5 protein-coding genes are annotated in these 7,103 nt (G+C 71.7%); 4 read left to right on the top strand and 1 reads right to left on the bottom strand.

The features are described 5' to 3' along the window. Positions 1-197: 197 nt before the first annotated feature. Positions 198-2,309 carry a RecQ family ATP-dependent DNA helicase gene (locus F0U44_RS06935; protein WP_149727449.1) on the top strand — a complete coding sequence of 704 codons (2,112 nt, stop codon included), beginning with the start codon at positions 198-200 and terminating at the stop codon, positions 2,307-2,309. 103 nt (positions 2,310-2,412) lie between these two features. On the opposite strand, the gene F0U44_RS06930 is transcribed toward F0U44_RS06935, so the two are convergent. After that, on the bottom strand, positions 2,413-2,598 hold the full coding sequence (locus F0U44_RS06930) for a hypothetical protein (protein ID WP_149727448.1): 186 nt from the start codon (positions 2,596-2,598) through the stop codon (positions 2,413-2,415). On the opposite strand from F0U44_RS06930, the gene F0U44_RS06925 reads away from it, so the two are divergent. The 3 genes from F0U44_RS06925 to F0U44_RS06915 all read left to right on the top strand — a co-directional run bounded on the left by F0U44_RS06925 (position 2,597) and on the right by F0U44_RS06915 (position 7,028). Next, positions 2,597-3,532 (top strand): hypothetical protein, encoded by a 936-nt coding sequence (locus tag F0U44_RS06925; protein WP_149727447.1) that lies wholly within the window; start codon positions 2,597-2,599, stop codon positions 3,530-3,532. The two genes, F0U44_RS06930 and F0U44_RS06925, sit on opposite strands and share 2 nt — an antisense overlap. Positions 3,533-3,603: 71 nt before the next feature. Then, entirely contained in the window at positions 3,604-6,360 is a 2,757-nt protein-coding gene (locus F0U44_RS06920) for a DEAD/DEAH box helicase (RefSeq protein ID WP_149727446.1), read from the top strand. Beyond that, positions 6,357-7,028, top strand: a complete 672-nt coding sequence (locus F0U44_RS06915) for an SWIM zinc finger family protein (protein WP_149727445.1) — start codon at positions 6,357-6,359, stop codon at positions 7,026-7,028. Before F0U44_RS06920 ends, F0U44_RS06915 begins: the two co-directional genes overlap by 4 nt. Positions 7,029-7,103: the final 75 nt, after the last annotated feature.

Genomic DNA, 7,103 nt, shown 5'->3' with positions numbered 1-7,103 from the left:
CACACAATCTGGCCGCTAACCCAAAAGTGAAGTGCCGCTGCAGGCGTCTCGGGTCACCTGCAGCGGCAAGAGAGAAACTATCTGGCCTCTGGCGTACCCCACAGGTACTTCTCGAAATTCGGCTGATTTTTTACCTAATGGACTAGACAACGCCTCTGCTGCGGATACCGACGGACCCGGCTGATAGACACGACGGCATGACCGCAGCCACCGACGCACCTGTCCGCAGTCGCGCCGAGCAGCACCTGCGAGCGCTGGTCGGTCGCGACGACGCTGAGCTCTACGACGACCAGTGGGCCGCGATCGAGGCGCTCGTGGTCGACCGGCGACGCGCGCTGGTGGTGCAGCGCACGGGGTGGGGCAAGTCGGCGGTCTACTTCGTGGCGACGCTGCTGCTGCGCGAGGCGGGCAGTGGCCCGACAGTGATCATCTCGCCGTTGCTCGCCCTGATGCGCAACCAGATCGGTGCCGCCGAGCGCGCCGGCATCCGCGCGGTCACGATCAACTCGACCAACATGGAGCAGTGGCAAGAGACCAACGATGCGATCCAGCGCGGCGAGGTCGACGTCCTGCTCGTGAGCCCCGAACGGCTCAACAACCCGGGCTTCCGCGACGAGGTGCTGCCGCGCCTCGCGGCGACGTGCGGGCTCCTGGTCATCGACGAGGCCCACTGCATCTCCGACTGGGGCCACGACTTCCGCCCCGACTACCGCCGGATCCGCACCCTCCTTGCCGAGCTGCCTGACGGCATCCCGGTCCTTGCGACCACCGCGACGGCCAACCAGCGGGTGACCGACGACGTCGCCGAGCAGCTCAGCGGAGAAGCGCTCGTCCTGCGCGGCAGCCTCGACCGCGAGTCGTTGCGGCTCGGCGTCGTCCGGCTGACCACGGCCGAGCAGCGGCTCGCGTGGCTGGCCGACCACCTGGCCGAGCAACCGGGGAGCGGGATCGTCTACTGCCTGACGGTCGCTGCGACCCAGCAGGTGGCCGACTACCTCCGCTCCCGTGGGCATCAGGTGGCGGCCTACTCCGGCCAGACCGAGCAGACCGAACGCCTCGCCCTCGAACAGGCGTTGCTCGACGGCGAGGTGAAGGCGCTCATCGCGACCAGCGCCCTCGGCATGGGGTTCGACGCGTCCCTGGGTTTCGTCGTCAACCTGGGTGCGCCGAGCTCACCGGTCGCCTACTACCAGCAGGTCGGTCGTGCGGGTCGCGGCACCACGCAGCCGGCGTCGGTCGTGCTGCTGCCGGCCATCGAGGACCGTGACATCTGGGCCTACTTCGCCTCGCTCGCCTTCCCCCGCGAGCAGCTCGTGCGCGAGACCCTTGCGGCCCTCGGGGAGTCCGGCGGCGCGATGAGCACCCCCGCCCTGGAGGCTCGGGTCGACCTGAGCCGCAACCGCCTGGAGACGATGCTCAAGGTCCTCGACGTCGACGGCGCCGTGCGCCGGGTCAAGGGCGGTTGGGAGTCGACCGGTCAGGAGTGGGCCTACGACGCCGAGCGCTATCGCCGCGTCGCCGAGGCGCGGGAGCGCGAGCAGCAGGCGATGCTCGACTACCTGACGACCGACCGGTGCCGGATGTGGTTCCTCCGCGACCAGCTCGACGACCCGGGTGCGGGCGGCGACTGGACCTGCGGCCGCTGCGACAACTGCGGCGGGCTCGACCTGCCCGCCGACGTGTCCCCGAAGGCGGTTGCCGAGGCGGCTGATCGGCTGTCGCGTCCGGGGGTGCCGATCGAGCCGCGCAAGCTGTGGCCGACCGGGTTGAGCGCGTTGGGCGTCGATCGTTCGGGCCGCATCAAGCAGCCCGCGGAAGAAGGGCGGGCCATCGCCCGCCTGACCGACCTCGGCCACGGGCAGGCGCTGCGCGATCTCTTCCGCCCCTCCGACGCGGTGCCGACCACCGTCCCGGTGCCGTTGGTGCGGGCCGTGGTCGCCATGCTCGCCGACTGGCGCCCCGAGATCGACGCCATCGTCATGACCGAGTCGATGACGCGTGGCGACCTCGTGGCTGACCTCACCAGTGGGCTCGCGCGCTACCTGCAACGTCCGGTGGTCGGCCGGTGGGCGGTGACCAACCCCGATGTGCCGGCCGGTGCGGGCGCGACCAACTCGGCCCAGCGGGTGGCGGCGGTGAGCCGTCGCCACGGCCTGGTGCTCGACGACGCCGATGCCCTACGGGGCCGCCGGGTGCTACTCGTCGACGACCTCGTCGCCACCGGGTGGTCACTCACGCTTGCGGCCGACGCTCTCGCCGCGGCGGGAGCCGAAGCGGTGCTGCCGCTGACCTTGGCCGTGTCGGCCTGAGGCCCAACCTCCAAGGGATCAGCGGACGTTGGCCCTAACGTCGAACCATGACCGAGGACGCTCCCACCACGGGCCCCGACGCGACGCCTGCACAGCCTCCGGCTCAGCCGCCGATGCCACCGCCGACCTCCATGCCCACGGAGATGCCGACGCAGCCGCCGACGCAGCCGCCGATGACGGCGCCGGCGGCCCCGCCTCCGCCGCCGCCCGGCACGACCACCGCCGTGATGGACCCGCCGCCGCCGGCAGCGCCCGCCCCGGTCGCACCGAAGCCGAAGCGCCCCGGCATGGGCCTGCTCCCGATCGCGATCGGCGTCGGCCTGATGGCCGCTGCGATCGTCGTCTCCTCGACCCGGTCGCGCTCCGACGGCGACCTCGACTGGTCCAACTACTCGGTCGGCCTGAGTGCGACCGCCGCGCTGCTGGTGCTCACCCTCGGCACGATGATCCTCGGCTCGGGGCGGGGACGCGAAGAGCTGGTCACCTGGCCGGGCGTGGTCGGCATCCTCGGTGCGGCCACCATGCTCGGGATCGGTCTCGAGGACATCGACGGCAGCGACGACTGGCTCGCCTACCTGGTGGGTGGGGTGGTCGTCGTCCTGGCCGTGGTCGGCTACGCCGCCGTACGGCGAGGCGCGTTCGTCATCACGGCGATCGCCGGTCTCGGTGCGATCTACGCCCAGCTCTCCGACGACGTCATCCTCGACATCGGCAACGACGACGACTGGGCCATCATCGGCGCGGCCACGGTTGCTGCGTTCGTGCTCGGGATCACCGCACTCGGGTGGCTGCTGCCGAGCCGCGCCCTCAGCGGCATCGTCATGGGCATCGTCGGCGTCATCGGCCTCAACGGGATCCTGCTGGCGCTCGCGGTCTCCCAGTTCTTCGACGGCCTCTTCGGTGGTGGCGACGACTACTACGACTACAGCTCGACCGAGCAGACCTACACGCCGCCCAAGCCGCCGGACTACGACAACGACGTCTACATCATCTTGGCGATCGTCGCGGTGCTCACCTTGCTGTGGGCGCTCGCCGCTTCGCTCGAGGGCAACCCGGGATTCACGGTGCTAGCGATCGTGATGCCGGCGATCGCCGTACCGAGTGCGACCTTCGTCCTCGCCGTCGAGCACCCGACCTGGTGGGGCTCGGGGCTGGCCGTCGGTGGCGGTCTCATCCTGGGCGCTGTCGGACTGAAGGGGTTGTTGTCGCGCGACAAGACGTAGCGGGGTTTCGAGGCTCGCTTCGCTCGCACCTCAACCACCGGTGTGTAGGACCTTCCCGTTAGCGTCCCTGTGTGAGCTTCGTGCCTGTGTCGGGACCGGCGACCTTCCGGCCCGCTGATCCGCCGCGCGACGGCACGATCGAGTTCACCGCGGAGCACCGCACGATCGTGCTACCCATCCGGGCGGCGCTCCCGGTGCTGGGGCGCGCCCGCACCCAGTCCGACGTCCACCCGAGCGTCGCGCTGCTGGGCGGCGCAGCACTGCTCGCCGCGCGGTTCGTCGCCGCGGGCAAGTTCGCGCCCCATCCGGGGCCGGGCAAGCCGAGCTGGCGGATCGACGGCCTCGACGAGCGCGACCGTGACAGCGTCAGTCGCCTCGCCCAAGCGCGTGCCTACGACGACGTCGATCCCGAGGCGGCCGCGGACCTGGTGGCCGCGCTGCTCGACGCGGTCGCCGATGCGCTGCCGCGAGCGGCCCCCGTCGCTGCTGAGGCCGCACCGCGAGAGCGCACCGGGTTTGCCGACCGGATCCGGCATCGCGCCGAGGAGCGGGCCCGGGCGGAGCGGTCGGCGATCGCCCTGCCCGAGCTGGTGCGCATCTCGCTGCGGGTCGAGGCCGACGAGGACGAGCTGAGCGCGGGCACGGTGCGCCTGGTGCTGCAGGTCCACGACGAGCGGGACCCGTTGCACGTCTGCGACGCTGCGGTGCTGTGGGCCGAGGACGAAGAGGCACACGGTTTCGGGGCCCGAGCCCGGGTGCACGCGAGCATCGCGCTGCGTGCGGCCGCCGAGGTCTGGCCCGTCCTCGACCGGCTGCTCGGCCTCTCCGTGCCCGATCAGCTCACCCTGGACGGCGAGGAGATCAGCAGCCTCCTCGAGCACGTCGGCGCCCTTCGCGACGCGCGGGTCGACGTGCACTGGCCGCGCTCGTTGGGCCGCGACCTCACCACCCGCGCGGTGCTCGAGCGTCGTCCTGACCCGCGCAACCCGGAGCTGCCGCTGCAGGACAGCCCGTTCTCGGTCGATGGCCTGTTCGCGTTCTCGTGGCAGGTCGCCCTCCACGGCGACGAGCTGACCGAGGCGGAGATGACCGAGCTGGCGCAGGCGGCCGGACCGGTGCTCCGGCTCCGCGGCGCATGGACGGTCGTCGACCCGGCCACGGCCCAGCGCGCGCGCAAGCGGCTGATCCGCAAGGCCAGCGGCGCGCAGGCCCTCGCCGCCGCCCTCACCGGTGTCGCCGAGCTCCCCCCTGATGGTGCAGGCGAGGCGACCGACGGCGCCGAGCAGGTCATCGTCGGGGCCAGCCTCCTCAAGGTCCGCGAGCAGCTGCTCGCGGCTCCGACCCGGGAGCCGCTCGCCGCGCCAGCTGCGCTCCAGGCCGAGCTACGCGACTACCAGCGCCACGGCCTGACCTGGCTCGCCGACCTGACCGGGCTCGGGCTCGGCGCCTGCCTCGCCGACGACATGGGCCTCGGCAAGACGATCACCCTGATCGCGCTGCACCTCCACCGGCGCGAGCACGGTCAGTCGCAGGGCGCACCGACCCTCGTGGTCTGCCCGGCCAGTCTCCTGGGCAACTGGGAGGCGGAGATCCAGCGCTTCGCCCCCGACCTCCAGGTCCGCCGCTTCCACGGCACCGCCCGTGAGCTGAGCGACATCGACGGCGGCTTCGTGCTCACCACCTACGGCACCATGCGGCGCGACCACGCGGCTCTCGCCGAGGTCGCCTGGGACCTCGTCGTCGCCGACGAGGCCCAGCACGTCAAGAACTCAAGGTCCTCGACCGCGCGCGCGCTGCGCCTGATCCCGAGCCGCGCACGGGTCGCCCTGACCGGCACCCCGGTGGAAAACGACCTCACCGAGCTGTGGTCGATCCTCGACTGGGTGATCCCCGGCCTGCTCGGCAGTCGCCAGGCCTTCCGCCGCGTGTGGGGAGCCCCGATCGAGTCGGGCGCCGAGCCGACGAAGGCCCGGCAGTTCGCCGACCTGATCGGGCCGTTCCTGTTGCGGCGCCGCAAGTCCGATCCCGGCATCGCCCCCGAGCTGCCGCCGAAGACCGAGACCGACCACCTGCTCGGCCTGACCCGTGAGCAGGCGGTGCTCTACGAGGCGTTCGTCCGCGACACGATGGAGCGCATCGAGCGGCTCGGCGGCGACGACCCCGCGCGTCGCGGCCTGGTGCTCGCGCTGCTCACCGGCCTCAAGCAGATCTGCAACCACCCGGCGCAGTTCCTCAAGCAGTCCGGCGCGGTCAAGCTGGCCGGCCGGAGCGAGAAGCTCGCCCTGCTCGACGAGCTGCTGACGACGGTGATCGCCGAGGGCGGTGCGGTGCTGGTCTTCACGCAGTACGTCGCCATGGCCCGCCTCGTCGAGCAGCACCTCGCGAGCGTGGGGATCGAGCACCAGTTCCTGCACGGCGGCACACCTGTCGGGCAGCGCGAGGCGATGGTCCAGCGTTTCCAGGACGGCGAGGTGCCGGTCTTCCTGCTCAGCCTCAAGGCTGGCGGCACCGGACTCAACCTCACCCGGGCCGACCACGTGATCCACGTCGACCGCTGGTGGAACCCAGCGGTTGAGGAGCAAGCCACCGACCGCGCCTACCGGATCGGCCAGACCCGGCCCGTCCAGGTGCACCGCATGGTCACCCGCGGCACCATCGAGGAGCGGGTCGCGGCACTCCTCGATCGAAAGCGGGCGCTGGCTGACGCCGTACTCGCTCGCGGCGAAGCCGCCCTCACCGAGCTCAGCAACGAGGACCTCCGCGACCTCGTCACCCTGCGCAGCGACGCTCGGCGCGAGGCTTACCTCCAGGACCTGGAGAGCGAGTGAGGGTCACCCACGGCAGGATCGCGCCCTCCCGCACCGGAGTCCGGTCGTGGTGGGGCAAGGCCTGGCAGCGCGCGGTCGAGGAGGCGGCCTACGTCGAGGCCGACCTCCGTGGCGGACGCTCTGCAGCGCGTCGGGGCGACGTCGGCGGCATCACCGTCGACGCGGGTTCGCTCCTGGCCGCAGTGCGCGAGGGTGACGACACCTGGACGGTCGAGATCGCCGTGCCGGTGCTCGCCGCGGAGGAGCGGTCCGCACTGGTCGACGTGGTCGCTGCCGAAGCCGGCCGGATCGCGGCGCTGCTCGCCGGCGACCTGTCGTTCGACCTGGTCGAGCATGCCGACGAGGTCGGCATCGAGCTGCTGCCCTTCGGCGGCGAGCTCGCGGCGACCTGCACCTGCGACGCCTACCTCGACCCGTGCCGACACGCCCTCGCCGTCCTCGTCCAGACCGGCTGGTTGATCGATGCCGACCCGCTGGTCCTCTTCGCGCTGCGGGGGCTCGATCGCGAGGCGCTCCTCCACACGCTCCACGAGCGCACTTCGACCGCGGGCGAGGGGATCACCGAGCTGGCCGACGACGTCGAGGTCGCGGCTGACGCCGTCGTACGCGCCCGTCGTCTGGTCGAGCTGATGGAGGCGGGCGCCGAGCTTCCCGAAGGCCTGCTCTGACTTTTCGTCGTTCGGCGGACAGGGTCCGTAGTAGCGACCTAGGTTCGAAGTCTCGGGGCGCCCGCCTCCCAGGGT

This window comes from Nocardioides humilatus, from assembly GCF_008373755.1.
GTDB lineage: Bacteria > Actinomycetota > Actinomycetes > Propionibacteriales > Nocardioidaceae > Nocardioides > Nocardioides humilatus.
Note: the sequence above shows the minus strand (reverse complement) of the source record. Positions and strands in the feature narration are given on the sequence as shown.

Excerpts from the sequence above, each read along its gene's own strand:
- F0U44_RS06925 (WP_149727447.1), top strand. The coding sequence starts at position 2,597 with ATGGGCCTGCTCCCGATCGCGATCGGCGTCGGCCTGATGGCCGCTGCG.
- F0U44_RS06930 (WP_149727448.1), bottom strand. The coding sequence starts at position 2,598 with ATGCCGGGGCGCTTCGGCTTCGGTGCGACCGGGGCGGGCGCTGCCGGC.
- F0U44_RS06935 (WP_149727449.1), top strand. The coding sequence starts at position 198 with ATGACCGCAGCCACCGACGCACCTGTCCGCAGTCGCGCCGAGCAGCAC.